Below are 20,241 nucleotides of genomic sequence, written 5' to 3'. Positions count from 1 at the left end.
TCTCCGGTTCAGGCCGCTTCGGATGCAGATGCGGCGGCGATGACCGCCGGCGTTGTGAGATCCGTACCACTCAATTCGCGCACGATCCGGCCGCGCGAGAACACAAGGGCACGATGGCAGATATGGGCGATTTCCTCGAAATCGGTTGATACAACGAGGACGGCCAGACCGCCTTCGACCGCCTCGGCAATCAGCCGGTAGATATCGGCCTTGGCGCCAACATCGACGCCGGCGGTCGGGTCCTCGGCGATCAGCAGCTTCCGGCCGGTTGCCAGCCATCGTCCCACGACGACTTTCTGCTGGTTGCCGCCCGACAGAGCTTCGATGGCAAGGCTCTGGTCGTTGGGCCTGAGGCCGACCTGACTGCCGAGCGAATAGGCCTGCTCGGCTTCGCGGCGCGGCGACAGGAACGAGAACAGACTGCGGCCGGAAGCGCCCGGGTTCAGAAAGGTATTTTCACGCAGGCTGAGCGACATGGCGACGGATTCCTCGGTGCGGTCCCGAGCAATCAGGCCGATGCCGGACGCCATGGCGGCGACCGGGCTCGAAAGATCGGGCTCGGCATCGTTGAGGCGCACTGTACCGTTCGATGGCTCGCAGCCGAACAGCGCTCGTCCGATCAGCTCCTGGCCGGCGCCGCGCAGACCGACGAGGCCGAGAAGCTCGCCCTCCCTGATATCGAAGGACACCGGCCCGGCGCCACGGCAAGACAGATCCTGGACGGAGACAATAGCGGGGCCGACCGTGCGCTCCGCTTTGACGAACAGCTGATCGGCCTTGCGTCCGACGATCATGCGGATCAATTCATCGGATGTGGTCTCCGAAACCGGCTTCTGCCCCACCAACTGCCCGTCGCGCAGCACAGCAACACGATCGGCGATGCGAAAGATCTCATCGAGCCGGTGAGAAACATAGATCATCGCCACGCCGCGCTCCTTGAGCGGGCGAATGGCTGCGAACAGTTTCTCGACTTCATCGGCCGGCAGGCTGGCCGTGGGCTCGTCGAGAACCAGCACGTCCGCCTCGACAGCGAGCGCGCGAGCGATCGCTACCAGCGATTTTTCCGTTCGGGTCAATTCCTGGACGCGGGTCGAGGGATCGAAGTCGCAGCCGACGAGCTTCAGCGCTTCCGCAGTTCGTCGTTCGGTCGCCCGCCAGTCGATCAACCGGGCGCGCAGGGAGTAACCCTGCGCAAGACCAACGTTTTCGCCCACCGTCATCCATTCGATCAGGCCGAGGTCCTGATGAATGAAGGCGACCGGCTGGCGTTGATTGGGTTGCGGCGGACGGTGCTGATAAGGCTTGCCGCGAAACAGGATCTCGCCGCCGTCCGGCTTGTAGATGCCCGCCAATGTCTTGATCAAAGTCGATTTGCCAGCACCGTTCTCGCCGAGAAGCGCGAGAATTTCTCCCTGCTTCAAATCAAGCGAAACGTTCGCCAATGCGCGCGTGCCACCAAATTCCTTGGTGATGTCGCAAAACTCGAGCAGCTTCCTGTCGTCCATTTGGCTCCTCCCAAAGCTTCGATGGGAAGAGGCTATGTTATCGATAACATCTCGTCAAGTGCCGCGATGATGGCATCATCCAAATAGCGGGTTTCCGTTTTTGGCGAGAAATTTTTCATGCAAAGACAACCATGGATTTCTTTATAGTTTAAATAAATTCCGGACTCGATCAGATGTCTGGTCGCAGAAGTTGGTATTGAGTAAATTTAATTCGTAATACCAATGCAAGTGTACTGCTTGGACGCATGAGTGTATTTATTTCATCTCGTGCATCTCGGCCATAAATCCGCTAAACTAGCGACATATCTGTATTTTTAACAGAAATATTATTTTATCATAACTTAAGAAATGCCTCAGAAACCAGGTCGGATTCCACAAGAGGATAGTATTTGAGGTACGTTACTCAATCGGTCTTCGAGATAGAGGGTGCGGAAGCCGAAGAGATGACGGCGCACTACGAAAGGACCCTGTTTCCGGCGGTGGTGGAACCCCTGCATCCGGGTGCGCTCGTATCCGTGGAAGACCGCCATTACACCCTGGGCGACTTCAGCGTCTGGAATGGGAAATGCCGTTCGGGGATGAGGGTTACATTGTCCGGCGGCCCTGATGCCTATGTGCTTTACCTTCCATCCTCGGGAAAGATGGCCGTTGACATCGGCGGCAAGAGATTGGAGTCCGAGCCGGGCAGGGGCCTGATGGGAAACATGTCGTCTTTCGAGAGGCTCATATTGCATGAGCAGCGCAGCCACATCGGCATTGCGTTCGAGAAATCCATGGTGACCCGGCAATTGAGCGAATTGCTGGACGCACCCGTGGTCGACGGGCTGGAGTTTACCGGCACAATCGACCTATCGGTCGCAGAGGGCCTCCAGATTGCAAGCCTTGGCCGTCTCATCTGGGAGAGCTTGACGGCAGACGATGCCGAGCGGTCCTCCTCGCTTTTCAGCGAGCGGCTTTTGCAGGCAATGATGATCGCGTTGCTTGAGGTAGTTCCTAACAATTATTCGATGCGATTGCTCAGGCCGGCGTCACCCGCGGTCCCCAAAACCCTCAAACGGGCCGTTGATTATATGCATGCCAACCCTGGATCGAACATCGGTATCGCGGATATTGCGCGGGAAGCCGGCGTGAGTGTGCGGACGCTGCAGGCGGTATTTCAGCAATTCAAGGAAACGACGCCTCTGAACTATCTGCGCACGATCCGTCTGAAGGGCGTGCGGAACAGCTTGACCGATCCCGGATGTTCGAGATCGGTCGCCGAAGTCGCGCGCGATTGGGGGTTCTCCCATATGGGGCGTTTCGCAGCCCTCTATCACCTGTCCTTCGGTGAGATGCCTTCTGATACGGTAAGGCTACGCCGGGGACAGAGATAGGCTCGGTTTATCCTTGCGATTCGATCGAGAGCGTCGGGGTGCGTTTATTCGCCGGCCGCGTTGGCGATCCGGCAAAGGTTCTTGCTGACACCTGGGGCGACTTGTCCTGCCTGCACCATGAAAAGTGCGTCGATGCGGCTGCCCTTGCCATTTTTGCGGACAACGACACGCAAGGTCTGTGGCCGTCCGGATCCGCTGGTTTCCTGCTGAGCAGTCAAGGTGCCGAGCTTCTTCTCCGCATTTACGTCGACAAAACCCTCGGCCAGAACGGCGCGGGAAACCTTGTCGAAGGCGGCATTGGGATTGACTGATGGGAAAACCATCCAGGTTTTGTAGGTAATGGCTGTGACCAACGGAACGCCGCTGCTCTCATAGTGATCCGCACAGGCATCTGCCAGCGCCGGAGAAGCCGAAAGAACTGCAAGCGCGAACGCAAAACCTACTCTTGTAAGCGTCATCATATAGCCTCTTGGTTGATTGGGGGCGGTCAAACCATTGCGGCGAAAGAGATACTATCCTGCCGGGAATATGTCTATCTCAGACAACGCTCATAAATAGCAGATTTTGACCTGTGATTTTTCTACGGTCACGGACGCACACCCGCTCCAGCGTCAACAAACGTATCCCGCATGGCGCGCAATATGATCACCGCCGATGCCGCTCCCGGATCGATGTGCCCGAGGGATCGTTCGCCGAGGCGGGCTGCCCTGCCACGGGCAGCGACCATGGAGCTTGTCGAATTTGCGCCGGTTTCGGCTGCATCCAGAATGGCTTTCCACATGGGAGCGACGTCAAGCGAGCGCGATAGGGCATCGCTGGCGGCTTCCGCAGCGGGGATCCAGGCATCCAGCATGGTCTTGTCGCCGCGCTGTCCCTTGCCACGTTGTTGAATGCCGGCCCTCATTTCGTCGATGATCATTGCCTGGCAGGTCGGTGAGAGCGATTCATCGGATTTCATCGCTTGCGAAGCCTTGCGGAAGGCGGTGGCATAGAGAGGTCCGGTCGAAGCGCCGACGGCATCCAGAAAGGCCGAGGCCGCAACGGCGAAAATTTCGGAGGGTAGGGCCTGGCTGGCATCGAGTTTTGCCAGCTCAGCATTCACCGCCATAAAGCCCAGCGACATGGTGATCCCGTGGTCGGCATCACCGATCGCGCCATCCAGCTCCGAAAGGTGATCCTTCTCGGCATTGATCGCGATGGATATGCGCTGAAACATATTGCCAAGGCATCGTGCGGCTTGTTCCGACATCGTCTTCCTCCCGGTCCCAGCAGTCTCGGACGCCGCCAGGCACATTCTTATACGATCATCCGACCCTCAGAGCGAAGGTGTCGCAGGGATGGTGCAACAGCTCCGTCAGCTCCTGGTCGAGATGCAATATGGATATGGATGCACCGACCATGTCGAGCGACGTGCAGTAGTGTCCCACCCAATTCGCCTCGATCTTGATATCCTTGGCGCTCAGTCTCTGCTCGACACGCCGGAACAATATATAAAGCTCCATCAGCGGTGTCGCGCCGAAGGAATTGATCAAAACCGCCACTCGATCTCCTGCCGCGGGTCTCATCTCGGTAAAAATACGGTCCATGACGCGGTCCGTGATCTCGTCGGCGGTCATCATTCTCTCGCGGGTGACGCCGCGTTCGCCGTGAATGCCCATGCCGAACTCGATATCATCAGGGCCAATCTCGAAATTGTGGCGGCGCGTCTGCGGCAGGGAGCAGGGTTCCAGTGCGACGCCCATGGTGAACGTCCTGTCATTGGCCCTGCGCGTCGCGGCCTCACAGGCATCGAGCGACAGGCCTCTATCGCAGGCCGCCCCCGCAATCTTGAAGATGAAGAAATTGCCGGCGACGCCGCGCCGTCCCTCTTTGTCCTCTATGGGGGATGATGCGATGTCGTCGGTCGTCAGAACGGTGCGGACCTCGATCTGCTGTTCCTGCGCCAATTCGGCAGCCATTTCGAAGTTCATGACATCTCCGGCATAATTGCCATAGACGAAGAGCACGCCTTCTCCGCCGGAAGCGGCCTTGGTGCATTCGAGGATCGGCGTCGGCGGTGGCGACGAAAAGATGTTTCCGACAGCGACTGCGTCGGCCAGGCCCTTGCCGACATAGCCCAGAAAGCCCGGCTCGTGGCCGGTGCCGCCACCGATGACCAGGCCGACCTTGCCTGACCTCGGACCGTTGCGCGCGACCAACGCACGGTTCGAGCCCTTGATCGGCGCAAGATATGACGCGTGCGCCTTGACGACGCCGTCGAGCATTTCGTCAACGACATCATCGGGATTGTTCAGGAATTTCTTGATATGCGTGCGATAGCTGCTGGGCAGGGCTACACTATTGTCCGTTCTTGGCCGCTGTGTTGCCTTCGGGTCGAACTCGGTCACGCCGTCAGCGTTCAGAATGCCCCGACCGGTCGCCGCGTCGGTGATGAGGACGTTGATATAGCCGCCGCGCAATGCCGCAAGAATAGCCGGCACCTTATCAAAGCCGCCGGCGACCGCGATGCGCATGCCGATCGATTTCAGCATGTCGAGGGAGATGCCGATGGTTCTATCATCAAGCGGACCGGCGATCGGCCGGCCTTTCGGATCGATGAAGCGGCCGGCGACGACACCAACCGCGTTCTTGGCGAGATAGTCCTGCAGCGAAACGGATTCGAAGAAGCCACTGCTATGGATCGTCGAGTTCGGCCGTAGCGACGATATGCCGAAGAGCGCCTTGTTGGCTCTGGCGAGCGTTGAAAACTGATCTTCGATCAGCGGTTCGCGCAGCAGCATATCGCGTACTTCGGCGGTTGAGACGATGGCCGGAGCTGTAATATTGATCAGCTTGCCGCTGACGGCATTGGCGAAGGCGGCTGCACAGAGCTCAGGCGTATAGGCAAAGCGCGCCCGAGTGCCTCCGGTCGCCTGAACGATGGTGACATCTTGCAAGTTCGGAACGTTAGACTGCTCGGCAATAGCCAGAACCGTTCGGCCCCAGGCAACAGTGAGCGTGTCGCCGGATTTCAGCAACTTTGCGATCGCCTGCGCACCAGCCGTGCCGAGACGATCGATCAGCGGGCGTGTTCCATCATCGCTCGGCACGACGAGACAGTCATGCAGTCCGAAATGGCGCTTGAGTTCCTGCGCGATGGAAAGCGAACTCAGGCGCGAAGGCTCGAGCGAGATGTTGACGATGCCGCGGCTGCGGGCATCGGCCAGATAGCTGTTCACGGTCGCCCGCGAAATGCCCATGATCTCGGCGATATCGCCCTGCGTCTTGCCATCCTCATAATAGAGCCAGCAGGCCCATACATAGGGGTCATCGCCATAGCGCAGCGGCATGGCGTCAAGCGCGTCCGGCACGCTCGCCTTGCTTCCACCCGTTTTGCTGACCGAAGATGCCTTGCCTGTCATGACGATTCACGGTTCCCCTGTTCCGCGCGAAGATGAAAGCAATGGCGCATCTTTGCAATCGCTTCTTCGAGGGACGGGCGGCGCGCGACCCCGTGCAGGGTCACGGGATCGCGCAGCCTTGGGAGATGAGAGGTTCCTGTCTATTGCAGCCTCGAGCGCGCGCCCGAGGAAAGCTCCTTCAGGATGATGGCGCAGGATGTCGCGCCGGCATCCAGCACGCCAAGCGAACGTTCGCCCAGCCGGCTGGCGCGGCCGATTTTTGCGACCAGATTGAGCGTGGAGTCGCGTCCGGCCTCGGCGGCTGTCACCAGCGCATCGAGCGCTTCTGCGAAGGATTTGCCGGCGGCATCGGCAGCATCGAAAGCTTCGATGGCCGGGATTAGCGTATCGAGCAGCGTTTTATCGCCCAGCTTGGCCGAACCGATCGACTGTATGCCCTCAAGCCCAGCATGCAGCATCCGGCTATAGGTGGCGCCGTCGATTGCGTCGACGCCTTCAAGCTTCTCGGCAAATTCAGTGAACATGACGCCATAGAGCGGGCCCATGGAGCCGCCGATCTCGGTCATCAGGACAGTGCCCAGCGTGTCGAGCGAAGCCGCCAGCGATTGGTTCTTGCCCTTCAGCCGCTCCGCAGCCATGCCGAAACCCTTGGCCATGTTCACGCCGTGATCGCCATCGCCGATCTTGCCGTCGATCTCGCTCAGATAGGCACGGTTCTCGACGATGCGCTCAGCCATCGCGAGCACGATGTCTCCGGCCGCTGCATTGTTGAATGTCTGCATATGTATGTCCCCCTTCAGAGCAATGTCGTGCATTGAACCTCGACATCCAGAAGCTCTTTCAGCTCATCGTCGAGCGCCATCACGGTCAGCGTTGCGCCGACCATTTCAAGCGACGTGAAGTAATTGCCGACATAGGTCTTGTAGATCTTGAGGCCGCGTTCGGAGATCTTCGCCTCGATCGTGTCGTTCAAAATGTAGAGTTCATTGACCGGTGTCGCACCGAGACCGGAGACAAGGACGGCAACTTCCGTTCCGGCGGCCAGATTGTGGTCGTCGAGAACGATCTGGCACATGTCCTCGGCAATCTCAGCCGCAGTCTTCAAAGGCTCGACACGAACGCCGGGCTCACCGTGGTGACCGATGCCGACTTCCATGGTGCCAGGCTCGATCTGGAAGTTCGGATGGCCGACTGCGGGCAGGGTGCACGGGCCAAGACCGATGCCGACGGAGCGGCAGCTGTCGATCGCCTTCTGCGAGACAAGGCGTACCTCTTCGAGGCTCGCGCCGGTCGCTGCCTTGGCGCCTCCGACCTTCCACATGAAGATCTCACCCGCCACGCCGCGGCGCTTTTCGCGCTCCTCGGGCGGTGCGGAGCAGACATCATCGTTCGCGACCACGGTCGCGACTTCGATGCCGTCTTTTGCCGCGAGCTTGATCGCCATCTTCACGTTCATGTTGTCGCCGGCGTAGTTGCCGTAAAGGCAGATCACGCCGCGGCCGCCATTGGCTTCGCGGACGGCATCGTAAAAACTCTTGGCCGTAGGGGAAGAAAAGAGCTCGCCGACTGCGACCGCATCCAGCATGTTCTTGCCGGCATAGCCGATGAAGGCCGGTTCGTGGCCGGAGCCGCCGCCGGTGATCACACCGACCTTCCCGGCGTGGGGTGCATCCTTGGCGACGACCACGCGTGGGTTTTCGGCCAGACGGACGATATCCGAATGCGCTTTGATGAAGCCTTTTACAGTATCTTCAACGACTTCATCGGGGTTGTTGATGAACCGCTGCATGGTCTCTCCTGTCGAATTGCCGAGCGCGTGCGCTCAAAGAATTGTGTAGCCGCCATCGATCAGAAGATCGGCGCCGTTGATCATGTCCGCACCTGCAGACGAGAGGAAAACAGCCGCGGCTGCGATCTCCTGCGGGAAGGCGAAGCGGCCGGTCGGGATGCGCTTCTTTGCCGCCTCGCCCTTCTCGCCGGCCCAGGCCTTCTTGCCGAGTTCGGTCAGAACGATGGTCGGTGAAATGGTGTTGACGCAGATACCGTGCTTGCCCCACTCGGCCGCAAAGGTCTTGGACATGCCGATGACGCCGAACTTGGAGGCGCAATAGGCGACATGCTCTTCGATGGCGACCGTGCCGGCCTGCGAGGCGAGGTTGACGATCTTGCCGCCCTTGCCGGCGGCGATCATGGCGCGACCGACGGCCTGCGTTACGAGGAATGTACCCTTGAGATTGATGTTTATCGTTTTATCCCAATAGTCTAGCGGCAGATCTTCAGCCGGTGCGAGGAAGACGACACCGGCGCTGTTGACAGCAATATCGATGCCGCCGAAGTGCCCGACGACATCGCTGACTGCCTTGTTGACCGAGGCGGGATCGGAAACGTCGCAGACGAACGCTTCAGCGCCGCCACCAATTTCGGTTGCCTTGGCCTTTGCCATATCGACATTGATATCGAGAACGGCGACCCTTGCGCCCTTGGATGCAAATGCCGTTGCGACCGCGGCGCCGATGCCGGATCCGCCGCCGGTGACGAGGGCGATCTTGCCCGACAGCGGGAAGTTCAAATCAATGTCTGGAGATGTCTCGGTCATCTTGTTCAAGCCTCTAGCTGGGAATTGGGTGGGGCGAGGTCTTCGCCCCACCCGCATTGATTTTACTTGCGGGTCTCAAGCAGCTTGTCGACGTTGTCGACCGTTACCGGGGTCCACGGAACATTGTAGTTCTTGTCCTTGCCATCATTGAAAGGCATGTCCGGATACTGCGTCCAGATCTTCGATTCCGGCTTGTAGTTGCCCTTCTTGGCGGCGAAGATCGCAAGATCGAGCGCGCCCTGTGCCTGTGCGCTGGCATCCTGCAGGATGGAGGTCATCGTACCCTGCTTGACGGCATGGAGTGCATCGGTGATGCCGTCGATACCGGCAATGGCGAAATCCTTAACGTTGAGCTTGGCAGCCTTGATCGCCTCGATCGCGCCGAGTGCCATCTCGTCATTCTGGCCGATGACGCCGTTGATCTGGCCCGGATGCGACGTCAGCCAGTTTTCCATCAGCGTCTGGGCTTCGGCACGCGACCAGTTTGCCGTCTGGTCTTCCAGCACCTTCACATTCGGGCACTCTGCCAGCGCCTTCTTGTTGCCTTCCAGGCGCGAGATCTGTGCGGACTGGCCGACCGGGCCTTCGAGGATAACGACATTGCCCTTGCAGCCGAGCTTGTCGAGGACGGTCTTGGCTTCCATGTAGCCGGAAATCGTATCGTCGGAGCCGACATAGGAGGTCAGGAGATCGGAATTGACGCGGGTATTGGAGCCGACGACCGGGATGCCGGCATCATGGGCAGCCTGAACCGCGGTAGCAGCAGCTTCGATATCGATCGGCACGAAGATGATCGCATCGAACTTCTGCGTGATCATCGTGTTGACCTGCTCCTGCTGGACGAGAGCATCGTAGCGGCCGTCGAAGATGGTGAGATCGACATCGCCGTTCTTGACGGCGGGGTGTTCCTTCAGCGCAGCCGACCAGATCTGCATGAATTCGGCATTGAGGCCGTAAGGCGCTGCGCCGATCTTCAGCTTCTTTTCCTGAGCGAGGGTCGGCGAGGCCAGAAGTGCGGTGGCCGCAGCAAGAGCAATCAGTAATTTCTTCATTATAATTCTCCTCCGTTGAAAAGTCCGGCGGCCGTCATGACGCGCCGTTTGGTTTCCGGGTGCGCAGCACCAGGATGTCTTCGGGCTTAGCCGCCCAGATTTCGCTTTTGGTCGAGCATGACGGCGCCGACGATGAGGGCGCCCTTCAGGACCTGCTGGTAGTAGGATTGGATCCCCATCAGATCGAGACCGTTGTTCATCACACCGATGATCAGGGCGCCGATGAGCGTGCCGGTGATGCGTCCGACGCCGCCGGAAAGGCTGGTTCCGCCGATGACGACAGCGGCGATCGCGTCGAGTTCGTAGGCGATCCCCGCCTGGGGCAAGGCCGAACCGGTGCGGGCAGCAAGCAGCATGCCAGCCAGCCCGGAAAGGCCACCCGAGATGACATAAACGAGGAAGCGCAGCTTGCTGACATTGATGCCCGAGGTAATGGCGGCGTGCGGATTGCCACCAACGGCATAGATATACCGGCCAAAGCGGGTGCGATTGAGGACCCACCAGGCGACGATGAAGACGATGGCCAGCAGGATGACCGGCATCGGAATGGACAAGACATTGCCAGTGCCGATCCAGCGGAAATCTGGCGTGAGAGCCGGAACCGGCTTGCCGCCACCATAGATCAGTGTCAGGCCGCGCGCCGCCGAGAGCATGCCGAGCGTTGCGACGAAGGCGGGGACGGCGAAGCGCGAAACGATGAGGCCGACGACAGCGCCGCAGGCAACGCCGACCAGTATTCCCACAGACAGGGCGACATAAGGCGGATATGGCGCGCCGAGGATGCCAGCGGTTGCAGAGGTCGTGGCGAAACTGGCGCTGACGATGCCGGTCAGCGCAACGACCGAGCCGACGGAAAGATCGATGCCGCGTGTCAGAATGACGAATGTCATGCCGATCGCCAGAACGCCGTTGATCGAGGTCTGCAGCAACACGTTGGAGATGTTGCCGGCCGTCAGGAAGTACTCATTCGAAAATGAGAGGACGATCGCGAGCAGAAGGAAGGCGAGAAAGATTCCATATTCCTGGATGATCAATCGGCGCCGGTCGGAGCCGAACCAGGAATTGGACTTGCTGTTTTCAGTGGCAGACATTGCGAATACCTTTTGTTGCCGGACGCATTCTTTTGAGCTTCATGCCTGCCGTATTCAGGTCGACAGATGCACGAGCGATTGCGCGTCGGCCTCCTCCCTCTTGAGAATTCCCGCGGAGCGGCCCTGACGCATCACCAGGATGCGATCGGACATGCCGAGCACTTCGTCTATTTCCGATGAGATCATGATGACCGTGCCGCCTTCGGCAGCGAAGTCGCAGATGATGCGATAGATTTCGCGCTTGGCGCCGACATCGACGCCGCGCGTCGGTTCATCCAAAAGGAGTACCTTCGGCTTGCGCAGGAACCACTTGCCGAGCACGACCTTCTGCTGGTTGCCGCCAGAGAGACCCGAGACCGGCATGCTGTCGCGCGCCGCCTTGATGCCGAAATGTTTGATCATCTCCTGGCTGGCCTCCGCCTCGGCTCGCCGATCCATCGAGAAACGCGGGCTCATTTCCGGCAGGCTCGCCAGGCAGATGTTATTGCGCACGCTGTCGATGAGATTGAGCCCGGTCAACTTACGGTCCTCGGTCACGAAGGCGATGCCGTGCTGCATGGCCTCCGCCGGCTTGCGCACAGTGATCGGCTGTCCACCGAGCTTTATGTTTCCGGAGCCGGTGGCATCGAGACCGAAGATGCAGTTGAAGATCTCGGTGCGACCCGAGCCCATCAGCCCGTAAATGCCGAATATCTCGCCCTTGTGGGCCGTGAAGGAGATATCGTTCACCTTGCCTGCGGCCGTCAGATCCGAGACTTCCAGTCCGGGCGTGTCTGTCGGCACGTTGGTCTTGATATATTCCTCGCCGAGCTCGCGGCCGACGATCATGCGGATAAGGCCGGGCCGGTCGATATCGGCGAGCGCACCGCTGCCAACATAGGAGCCATCGCGGAAGGCCGTGTAGGAATCGGCGATCTGGAAGATTTCCGAAAGCCGGTGCGAGACATAGACGATGCCCTTGCCCTCGGCCTTCAGCCGCTCGATGGTCGCAAACAGCTGCTGCGCTTCCTTCTCGCCGATGGCCGATGTCGGCTCGTCCATGAAGATCACTTCGGCATCGTGACTGAGCGCCTTGGCGATCTCGACGAGCTGAACCTGTGCCACAGAGAGGTTCATCATGAATTGCGTGGCGCGGATATTGAATTGCAGCCGGTCGAGTAGCGCCTGGGCGTTGCGGTTCATCGTCTTGAAATCGATGCCGCCGAAACGGGCCGACGGCTCGCGGCCGAGATAGATGTTCTCCGCAACCGTCATATGAGGGATCGGGCTGAGTTCCTGCTCGATGATGGCAATACCGGCGGCGAGCGCTTCGGCGGGGCTGGCGTAATCCACGTCCTTGCCGCGGCGGCGAATGGAGCCGGCATCGCGCTTGTGAATGCCCATGAGGATCTTCAGGAACGTCGACTTGCCCGCGCCGTTGCCGCCGCACAAGGCGTGGACCGAGCCGGCGCGCAACTGAAAGCGCCCATCTCGCAACGCGGCGACACCGCCAAAGGACTTCTTCAGCCCCTCTACTTCAAGCAGGAATTCCACGTTCCCCTCCGCACTCCCGATGCTGCGCCGAATGGCCGGCCGAAGCCGATTATCGTCTCTCAGCACCAATGTTGACAATATTCGAGATGCTTTCGACAAATGTCAATATGGTGATTTTGAAATCGACAAAGCGCTCTCGCGGGATGGTGCTATCTGCTGTGTTTCCAGTGCACGGAGGCCCTGTTGGAAGGCGCTTCACTATGATAGGTTGATGTCATATTATGAGTTTTTGGATCGTTTGACTGACCGGCGGAATGGTCGCCTTTGGGCAAGTGATTGAGAGGTAGGGAATGACATCAGTCAGCGGTGGCCGGCAGAGATTGGCGCAGCAAGTCATTGACAAGTTGCGTGCGCAGATTGAAGCGGGTCATCTTCGGGTAGGCGACCAGCTTCCGACCGAGCCTCAGTTGGAGGCGACTTACGGGGTCAGCCGCACGGTCGTGCGCGAGGCGATCGCTGATCTCCGCGCCGCCGGGCTCGTCAAGCCGATGCAGGGCAAGGGCGTGTTCGTTGCCGAGGCGACAGCTCGTCCAGGATTGATGTTGACCCCGGTTGAGATCCGAAGCATTCCGGAAACCCTGGAATTGCTGGAATTTCGCATGGCCGCCGAAGGTGAGGCGGCGGCGATTGCGGCCTATCGCAGGACGGCCGAGCAGGAGGCCGCGATCGCCGCCGCCAATCGCAAAATGGCGACGCTGATCGAGCAGGGGCTTCCGACCGTGGAGGCGGATTACGAATTCCACCTGGCTGTTGCCATCGCCACCAACAACCGTTTCTACGTCGATGTTCTCCGGCATTTCGGGGCACGCACCATCCCGCGCGGCCAGTTCCCAACCCTGCCCGAAGCCAATGATCGGACCTATCTGGAGAAGGTTCATGCGGAGCACGCGGAGATCCTGGCCGGGATTGCAGATCAGGACCCGGAGCGCGCGCGCCAGGCGATGCGGGCTCATATGATGGCAAGCCAGCGGCGCTATCGTTTCCTTGCCGAACAGCAGCAATAAGGCTCGACTCGCAACACAAGTCATATTATGTCATATGATATAAATCTCAGGGGAGATGCGGCAGGTGTATGTAGGAACGCAGGTCGAAGCACGGGACGATGACGACTATCGGGTTTTCAGACAGTTGGGGCTGAAGCGTATCTGCGCTGATCCGCCGGGGAAGCCTGACAGCTGGACTTTGTCTGACCTCAAGCGCCATCGCGACAAGATCGAAAGTTTCGGCCTGATCCTGGATATGATCCAGCTTCCGTTGCCATCGCAGCCGATCGAGAAGGCTTCCTACCCCGATATTCTGCTTGCCGGACCAGATCGCGACCGGCAGATCGACGCCGTCTGCAAGCTGATCGAGGATGCCGCTAGCGCCGGCATTCCCTCCGTGAAGTATAATCTCAACCTCATCGGCATTCCGCGCACGCCGGACGAGCCGGGGCGAGGGGGCTCGATGAATGCCAGCTTCCGCTGGGAGAAGGCCGACCATCAGGCGCCCCCCGGCCTAGCTGGTGTGCTGTCGGAAGACGAGAACTGGGAGCGGATCGACTATTTTCTGGAGCGCGTAGTCCCTGTAGCGGAAAGCAATCGCGTCCGTCTCGCCTGCCATCCGCACGATCCCTATACGCCGCCGGGCTATCGTGGTGTTACGCGTGTTCTCGGCACGGTGGAGGGGCTAAAGAAGTTCGTGCTCATGCGCGAAAGCCCCTATCACGGGCTGAACTTCTGCCAGGGCTCGATTGGCGAGATGCTCGACAATCCGCGTGAAGAGATCGACGACGTCATCCGCTGGTTCGGCACGCGCGACAAGATCTTCAACGTCCACTTCCGCAACATCCGGGGCGGCAAGCTGTCCTTCATGGAGACGTTCCCGGAGGAGGGCGACATGGACATGGTTCGCTCTGCCCGGATCTACAAGGAAGTCAGCTATCGCTACATGCTGATGCCCGATCACGTTCCAACGATCAGCGGCCGCGACCCCACCGGCGTCGCCTTTGCCTTTTGCTACGGCTACATCGCCGCCCTCGTTCAATCGCTCGAACAGGCCTGAGACATTCTCAGCCTATTGATCCACAGAAGGATTTCGCCATGAACCCGAATGAATTGAAGCAGGCGGTTGGCAGCGGTTTGCTGTCTTTTCCCGTCACGCATTTTAAGCAGGACCTGACATTCGACGAGGCCAAATATCGCAGCCATGTCGAGTGGCTGGCGGGCTATGATGCGGCAGCACTTTTTGCAGCCGGCGGCACCGGCGAATTCTTCTCTCTTAACCCTTCCGAGACCCCCCAGGTGGTGCGTGCCGCCAAGGCTTCTGCCGGCAATACACCGATCATTTCCGGAACAGGTTACGGCACCTCGCTTGCCGTCGAAATCGCCAAGTCGGCCGAGAAAGCGGGCGCCGACGGGCTGCTGCTTTTGCCGCCCTATCTGATGTTTGCCGAGCAGGCCGGTCTCATCGCGCATGTGAAGGCGGTCTGCCAGGCCGTCGGCATCGGCGTTATCGTCTACAACCGTGACAATGCCGTACTCACTGCCGAAAGCCTGAAGCGGCTTGCTGACGAATGCCCGAACCTCATCGGCTTCAAGGATGGTGTCGGCGATGTCGACAAGGTCATCGAGATCACCACGACCCTTAGGGATCGCCTGGTCTATGTCGGCGGCATGCCGACTCACGAAGTCTATGCCCAGGCCTATTTTGGTGCCGGCGTGACGACCTATTCTTCGGCGGTTTTCAACTTCGTGCCCGCGCTGGCACAGCGCTTCTATACAGCTCTGCGCCGCGGCGATCAGGCAGTGGTAGACGATATCCTCAAGCGCTTCTTCTTCCCGCTCGTAACCTTGCGTAATCGCAAGAAGGGCTATGCCGTGTCGATCATCAAGGCGGGGCTCCATGTTCTCGGCAAGGATCCAGGCCCGGTGAGGCCGCCTTTGACCGACCTGACAGCGGACGAGTTGGCCGCGCTGGAAAAGATCATCGCCGTCGCCGCGTGATATTTGCTAGAAGACTCCTATGGCTGCCGGCGGAGTCGGCAGTCGATGTTCTGGTGAGGTGACCCATGATTGAAGCTTCGGCCGCAGGACCGGCCCGGACCTTGGTCTATGTCGCGGCGGCGACCGCCGGGACGATCGATATCTATGAGATGGATGAGGCGACTGGCGCGCTGAAGCCGGTTTCGGCCTTCGAAGCCGGCAAAATGGTCATGCCAATGGCCGTCAGTCCGGACAGAACGCATCTCTACGCTGTCATCCGTGCAGAGCCCTACCGGGTGTTGACACTGGCGATCGACCGCACGGCGGGCGGGCTGACCCAACAAGGCGTTGCCGTCTTGCCCGACAACATGGCCTACATCTCCACCGATCCATCCGGCAAGCTGCTGCTTGCCGCATCATATGGCGGCAACAAGATCGCCGCCCTTTCAATCGGCAGGGATGGGCTCGTCAGTGAAGACGCGGGGCAAGTGATCCCGACGGGTCGTAACGCACATTCGATTGTGAGCGACAGGAGCGGCAAATACGTCTTTGCGACCAATCTCGGTTCCAATGCCGTGCTGCAATTCATCCTCAATGCCGAAACCGGCTTGCTGACCGCGAACGACCCGCCGCAGGTCGCCACCAGGGCCGGCTTTGGTCCGCGCCACATCGTCGTGTCTCCGGACAATAAGTCGATCTATGTCCTGACCGAGCTGACCGGCCATGTCATTCACTACGCGCTGGATGCCGTCCGGGGAACATTGACCGAGGTCGAAAGCATCGCCTCCGTTCCGGTCGATGCCGGACTATCTCCCGGCATTGCACCAACGGCACCAGCCTCATCCAACTTTGCGACGCCCATCACGGCTCCTGTGGAGGACGGCAAGCCGAGGGTCTGGGCGGCGGATATCGGCATCACGCCAAACGGCAAATTCCTCTATACGACCGAGCGGACGACCAGCACGATCGCACTCCTTCGCGTGGGGGAGCCCGACGGCAGGCTGACCTATGTCACCAATTACCCGACGGAGCAGCAACCTCGCGGTATCCGCATCGAACCGTCGGGCCGGTTCCTGGTGGCATCGGGCGAAAAATCCGACAGACTATCCGTCTACGCCATTGACCCGACCGACGGTGTTTTGACTCCCGCCGGACGATATCCGGTCAGTGCCGGTGCGAACTGGATCGAAATCGTAGCGTTTCCCTGACCCGGCCGCGCGATCCTGTACCACCGGGGCAGCTCAGCCGCGATCTGTCAGAATAGCCATCCCGGCGATCAACTCCTCGACCTCGGAAGCGGGCAGGGGTCTGGCAAACAGGTAACCCTGGAACATCTCGCATCCGGCGCCGGCCAGGAAATGCGCCTGTTCTTCGGTTTCCACACCTTCGGCGACGACTTCCAGCTCAAGCGTTCTGCCAAGCGACACAATGGCGGAGGTGATCGCCATGTCACCGGTCTTGCTCGGAATATCGGCAATGAACGATCTGTCGATCTTCAGGCGGGACAGAGGAAAGCGTCGAAGGGTACTCAGGCTCGAATATCCCGTGCCGAAATCATCGATCGCAAGGCTGACGCCGAGCTGCTTCAGCTCGTGCATGCGCTCTATGGCGCCTTCCACGTCATGCATGATCAGGCTCTCCGTCAGCTCAAGTTCAAGCCATTGTGGATCAAGCCCGGCAGATTTCAGCGCGGAGGCCACCTGATGTGTCAAGGACTTCTCCAGAAACTGGCGTGCGGATACGTTCACAGCCACTCGCAGTGCCGCAAGGCCTCGGTCCTGCCAGACCTGGGCTTGCTGACAAGCTTTCCGCAGCACGATATCGCCGATCGCAACGATGAGCCCGGTTTCCTCAGCCAGAGGTATGAAAGCACCCGGCAGCAGCAAGCCTTCGACCGGGTGCTGCCATCGCACCAGCGCCTCGACACCGATCACATTTCCGGTGCGGATGTCTTTCTGCGGCTGATAGTGGAGTACGAACTCGTCCCGCTCCACCGCGCGCCGTAGTTCGTCGATGCGGGTCAGCTTGTTGCGAGCCTCTTCCCCCATGGCGGCATTGAACATCTGAATGCCATTGCGGCCAGATTCCTTTGCGCGATAGAGCGCCATATCGGCATTGGCGAAGAGTTCGGACGCTGTGTCACCATGTTCAGTGGAGCATGCCACGCCCATGCTGCAAGTGACCCGAATTTCGACGCCATCGATGGTCAGCGGCTCAGAGATGCCTTCGAGAATGGCACGCAACCTTCGAGAAACGGGGTCGAGATTCTCCGTCAGGACAATTATGAATTCATCACCGCCGATCCTCGATACGATGCCACTGTTTCCGATCCGGGCTGATATTCGCTGGGCGACGACTTTCAACAACTCATCGCCAGCCGCATGTCCGAGATTGTCGTTGACCAGCTTGAAATTATCCAGATCGACAAAGGCGACGGCTACGCACTTTTGTTCCTGCGCGGCCTTTTCCAGCAATTCGGCAAGTTTGCGATCGAGCCGGGTGCGGTTTGGCAGGCCGGTCAGTGCATCATGTTCGGCAAGATAGGCGATATGAGCGATATCCTGATGTCGATCAATGGCGATTCCCACCGTCTGAGCCACACCGGCAAGAAATTCCATGAGGCCCTTTTCGTCGCCATTGGCTCTCTCGGCGACCAGGGTTCCGTGCCTGCCGCCATCCCGCGAAAAGATCGGGAATTCCATGGCGCCTTCTGCAATAGATTCCGTTTGGCCGCCATCGACGGCGAAGCTGACGTGCCTCCCGTCCAGCAGCCGCTCAAGGAGCATCTGAGCGTCCTTGAGAAAAGAGGAAAGCTCGACTCCTCTGGCGACATCCTGCAGAAGCTTGGTCTGCGCGCTCATCAGCTCCTCTGCCCGCTTGCGGGCGGTGATATCGCGGGATGCTCCCACCACGCCGATGATAATACCGTTTCGGTCCCGCAGCGGCACGCGGGACATCATCAGCCATCCTTCGCCCTTCATGCGCCGTTCTTCGACGCCTAGATCGGGCTTGCCCGTCTCCATGACACGTTGCTCGACTGCGTCGATCTTTTCAGCATCGGCCATCGGGTGAATTTCCGCGTCCGTGAGGCCAATCAGCTCTTCGACATCCAGAAAGCCGTTATTCGCGACGATGGCCTGATTGGCGAAGAGGAAACGGCCCTCTCTATCCTTGGCGTAGATGAAATCAGGGACATAGTTGATCATCGCCTCGAGCCATTCATATCGCTCGCTCAGCGCTAGATACTGAGCCTGGAGCAATTCGAACAACTCCCGAACATGCCGGTTCTCACCGTTCGGATCCACGTCTGTTGATTTCGACGATTTACCCGGCTGCTGCATCATCAATGTTCTCTCACTTGGCAGACAGACAATATCGGCAAGCAGTTATGCAAGCATGAAAGCTCAGAGCCATTTTAACGCTCATAGGCAAAGGTTTACAACGATTGAGGCGTACCGTGATGGTTGAAGCGCGCCTTGCGTGCCGGGGGTAAAACCGGCTAAAGCCGGGCAAGAGAGAAGCCGGGAATCGCAAAAGGAAATATCATGAACGTTCGCAAAGCCGGCACGAGCGGCAATCTCGTGCTTGCCGGCGTGCTTCTCATGCTTTTCGGCGATTTCATGTTTTCGCTGAACGATGCCATGGGCAAATGGCTGGTTGCTAGTTTTTCAGTCGGCCAAATCCTGGTGATACGCTCGTTCGGTTCCTTCATCATCCTCGCGCCGATGATCGCGAGGCAGGGAAGCGATGCTCTGTTTCGGCTGGAGCGGCCGCCATTGCAGATCCTGCGGGTCGTCATGACGACCGCCGATGTCGCTCTTTTCTATGCTGCAGTCGCCTATCTCCCGCTTGCCGATGTCATGACCTTCTACATGGCAGGCCCCATCTACGTTGCCGCGATTTCGCATTTCTTCCTGGGTGAACGGATAGGCTGGCGGCGCTGGCTGGCGGTTCTGGTCGGCTTTGTCGGTGTGCTGATCGCCTTGAGACCTTCAGCGGCAATGCTCTCCTGGCCATCGATTTTCGGCCTTGGCGCAGTCTCGCCTTCGCGCTGACTCTGGTCCTGAGCCGGCGGCTCCGGCAGACCAGCGACGCGACACTCGTTGCATGGCAGACGGTTGCCGCTCTCGCTACGGGCATTGTGCTGAGCATCGGCAACTGGCGTTCGGCATCGACACTCGATTACGCCGCCATGCTTGCACTCGGCGTCGTTGCGGGCAGTGCCCATATGATGATCACCCGATCGTTGAAGCTCGCGCCCGCATCGCTGCTTGCGCCGCTGCAATACAGCCTGCTGATCTGGGCGATCGCGCTGGGTTTTCTCTTCTTCGGCGATATTCCAGACGCTCAGATCATCGTCGGATCGGTCGTCATCGTGCTCGCCGGCCTCTTCATCTTCCACCGGAAGAACCTCACCGACACCATACCCAAGGATGCCGTCCCGCGGGATGGGCATTGAGGCAGGGCGCTGCCCGAGACTGGGTTTCTGATGGGACGCATCCTTCCGATGGAAATAACCACGATCGGCTTTGATTTGCCTAAGAGCGTCTTCGAGTTTGGTCTGCGCCCCTAAAATCTTTCTTTGAACACTTTTGTGTGTTGGCACACGCCGAATATGTGTATTCGGGCATTTTCACATGGTGTATTGGCTCGCGGAGGCGACGACCACACTTTACACGACGATCGGCTAACTGATACCGGCGTATGAAGGTGATGAAGTTTTAATA

At 59.3% G+C, this 20,241-nt stretch carries 16 protein-coding genes and 1 pseudogene; 6 read left to right on the top strand and 11 right to left on the bottom strand.

Going from position 1 to position 20,241, the window contains the following annotated elements; genetic code table 11:
- Positions 1 to 8: 8 nt before the first annotated feature.
- Positions 9 to 1,505: a sugar ABC transporter ATP-binding protein gene (locus BSK43_RS29810; RefSeq protein ID WP_077467153.1), complete on the bottom strand. Its 1,497-nt coding sequence runs from the start codon at positions 1,503 to 1,505 to the stop codon at positions 9 to 11.
- A gap of 389 nt (positions 1,506 to 1,894) precedes the next feature.
- Between BSK43_RS29810 and BSK43_RS29805 the strand changes: the two genes are divergently transcribed.
- Positions 1,895 to 2,878 carry an AraC family transcriptional regulator gene (locus BSK43_RS29805; protein WP_077467152.1) on the top strand — a complete coding sequence of 328 codons (984 nt, stop codon included), beginning with the start codon at positions 1,895 to 1,897 and terminating at the stop codon, positions 2,876 to 2,878.
- 44 nt (positions 2,879 to 2,922) lie between these two features.
- Here the strand turns inward: BSK43_RS29805 and BSK43_RS29800 are convergent, their stop codons facing one another.
- The 9 genes from BSK43_RS29800 to BSK43_RS29760 form a co-directional block, all read right to left on the bottom strand.
- Positions 2,923 to 3,339, bottom strand: a complete 417-nt coding sequence (locus BSK43_RS29800; RefSeq protein WP_077467151.1) for a hypothetical protein — start codon at positions 3,337 to 3,339, stop codon at positions 2,923 to 2,925.
- Positions 3,340 to 3,464: 125 nt separating this feature from the next.
- On the bottom strand, positions 3,465 to 4,127 hold the full coding sequence (gene dhaL, locus BSK43_RS29795; protein ID WP_077467150.1) for a dihydroxyacetone kinase subunit DhaL: 663 nt from the start codon (positions 4,125 to 4,127) through the stop codon (positions 3,465 to 3,467).
- Positions 4,128 to 4,182: 55 nt separating this feature from the next.
- Complete coding sequence (locus BSK43_RS29790; protein WP_077467149.1) at positions 4,183 to 6,279, bottom strand: bifunctional sugar-binding transcriptional regulator/dihydroxyacetone kinase subunit DhaK; 2,097 nt, start codon at positions 6,277 to 6,279, stop codon at positions 4,183 to 4,185.
- 140 nt (positions 6,280 to 6,419) lie between these two features.
- Positions 6,420 to 7,061, bottom strand: coding sequence for a dihydroxyacetone kinase subunit DhaL (gene dhaL / locus BSK43_RS29785; protein ID WP_077467646.1), 642 nt, complete (start codon positions 7,059 to 7,061; stop codon positions 6,420 to 6,422).
- Between the two features lie 14 nt (positions 7,062 to 7,075).
- A complete protein-coding gene (locus BSK43_RS29780; protein ID WP_077467148.1) occupies positions 7,076 to 8,068 on the bottom strand; it encodes a dihydroxyacetone kinase subunit DhaK in 993 nt (330 codons plus the stop codon).
- Positions 8,069 to 8,101: 33 nt separating this feature from the next.
- The gene (locus BSK43_RS29775; RefSeq protein WP_077467645.1) at positions 8,102 to 8,875 is read right to left on the bottom strand and encodes an SDR family oxidoreductase; all 774 of its coding nucleotides are present in this window, start codon (positions 8,873 to 8,875) and stop codon (positions 8,102 to 8,104) included.
- Between the two features lie 62 nt (positions 8,876 to 8,937).
- The gene (locus BSK43_RS29770; protein ID WP_068392325.1) at positions 8,938 to 9,927 is read right to left on the bottom strand and encodes a substrate-binding domain-containing protein; all 990 of its coding nucleotides are present in this window, start codon (positions 9,925 to 9,927) and stop codon (positions 8,938 to 8,940) included.
- An 86-nt stretch (positions 9,928 to 10,013) separates the two neighbouring features.
- A complete protein-coding gene (locus tag BSK43_RS29765; protein WP_077467147.1) occupies positions 10,014 to 11,018 on the bottom strand; it encodes a sugar ABC transporter permease in 1,005 nt (334 codons plus the stop codon).
- A 54-nt stretch (positions 11,019 to 11,072) separates the two neighbouring features.
- Positions 11,073 to 12,551, bottom strand: a complete 1,479-nt coding sequence (locus tag BSK43_RS29760) for a sugar ABC transporter ATP-binding protein (protein WP_068392330.1) — start codon at positions 12,549 to 12,551, stop codon at positions 11,073 to 11,075.
- Between the two features lie 290 nt (positions 12,552 to 12,841).
- On the opposite strand from BSK43_RS29760, the gene BSK43_RS29755 reads away from it, so the two are divergent.
- The 4 genes from BSK43_RS29755 to BSK43_RS29740 all read left to right on the top strand — a co-directional run bounded on the left by BSK43_RS29755 (position 12,842) and on the right by BSK43_RS29740 (position 16,722).
- The gene (locus BSK43_RS29755; RefSeq protein WP_077467146.1) at positions 12,842 to 13,555 is read left to right on the top strand and encodes a FadR/GntR family transcriptional regulator; all 714 of its coding nucleotides are present in this window, start codon (positions 12,842 to 12,844) and stop codon (positions 13,553 to 13,555) included.
- Positions 13,556 to 13,619: 64 nt separating this feature from the next.
- Positions 13,620 to 14,594 (top strand): mannonate dehydratase, encoded by a 975-nt coding sequence (locus BSK43_RS29750; protein WP_077467145.1) that lies wholly within the window; start codon positions 13,620 to 13,622, stop codon positions 14,592 to 14,594.
- A 38-nt stretch (positions 14,595 to 14,632) separates the two neighbouring features.
- Positions 14,633 to 15,535, top strand: a complete 903-nt coding sequence (gene kdgD / locus BSK43_RS29745) for a 5-dehydro-4-deoxyglucarate dehydratase (protein ID WP_077467144.1) — start codon at positions 14,633 to 14,635, stop codon at positions 15,533 to 15,535.
- A 65-nt stretch (positions 15,536 to 15,600) separates the two neighbouring features.
- On the top strand, positions 15,601 to 16,722 hold the full coding sequence (locus tag BSK43_RS29740; protein ID WP_077467143.1) for a lactonase family protein: 1,122 nt from the start codon (positions 15,601 to 15,603) through the stop codon (positions 16,720 to 16,722).
- A gap of 33 nt (positions 16,723 to 16,755) precedes the next feature.
- Here BSK43_RS29740 and BSK43_RS29735 read toward each other — a convergent pair whose 3' ends face one another.
- Positions 16,756 to 18,858, bottom strand: a complete 2,103-nt coding sequence (locus BSK43_RS29735) for a GGDEF and EAL domain-containing protein (protein ID WP_077467142.1) — start codon at positions 18,856 to 18,858, stop codon at positions 16,756 to 16,758.
- A 201-nt stretch (positions 18,859 to 19,059) separates the two neighbouring features.
- On the opposite strand from BSK43_RS29735, the pseudogene BSK43_RS29730 reads away from it, so the two are divergent.
- Positions 19,060 to 19,973: pseudogene (locus BSK43_RS29730) on the top strand (DMT family transporter).
- Positions 19,974 to 20,241 lie beyond the last annotated feature (268 nt).

Origin of the sequence: Rhizobium sp. P44RR-XXIV (assembly GCF_001999485.2) — a bacterium.
Classification (GTDB): Bacteria; Pseudomonadota; Alphaproteobacteria; order Rhizobiales; family Rhizobiaceae; genus Rhizobium.
The sequence above is the reverse complement of the archived record's forward strand: the minus strand, read 5'-3'. Positions and strand labels throughout refer to the sequence as shown.